The following is a 524-nucleotide window of genomic DNA, read 5'->3' as shown; positions in this document are numbered from 1 at the left end:
GCGGCTCGAAGAGTACGCCGAGATGATGAACGTCGATCTCGACGCCGGCAACTGGCACTTCCTCCGCCCCGACGATCACGACCACGCAAAGGAGGTGGTCCAGGAGACCTACGGCGTCACCTTCGAGAAGACGAGCGAGACCGAGAGCAGTATGTATATGTACAGCCACCTCGGCCTCCTGCTCTTGGCGAACGCCGACGGCTACGTCGAACGGGCCTACACCGGCAACGACCCGGCGGGCGACCGCGTGTGGTCGGATCTGGAGACCGTCCTGCAAGCGTGATCGTCGACGCGCTCCTGCAGACCGGGGGGACGTGCGTCGCCCCGGGGGCCCAACCGCCGACGACGCGCACGGTCGAACTCGGCCTGTTCGTGCTCGTCGGCCTGTTCGGAACCGGCCACTGTCTCGGGATGTGCGGACCGCTTGTGTCGATGTGCGCCGATCGGATGGACGGAGGCGGCGCTGGCGGTGCTGGCGGACCCACTAGCGCCCGCGACGACGACTTCCTCTCGCTGTATGCGGT

General features: G+C 67.0%; 2 protein-coding genes. Both read left to right on the top strand.

All coding sequences use genetic code 11. The features are described from left to right. On the top strand, positions 1–283 hold a 283-nt coding region (locus DEQ92_RS21810), incomplete at its 5' end, for an SCO family protein (RefSeq protein WP_394338718.1). Then, on the top strand, positions 280–524 hold a 245-nt coding region (locus DEQ92_RS21805; protein WP_199522968.1), incomplete at its 3' end, for a sulfite exporter TauE/SafE family protein. The genes DEQ92_RS21810 and DEQ92_RS21805, both read left to right, overlap by 4 nt.

This window comes from Haloferax sp. Atlit-6N (assembly GCF_003383195.1).
GTDB lineage: Archaea > Halobacteriota > Halobacteria > Halobacteriales > Haloferacaceae > Haloferax > Haloferax gibbonsii.
The sequence above is the reverse complement of the archived record's forward strand: the minus strand, read 5'-3'. Positions and strand labels throughout refer to the sequence as shown.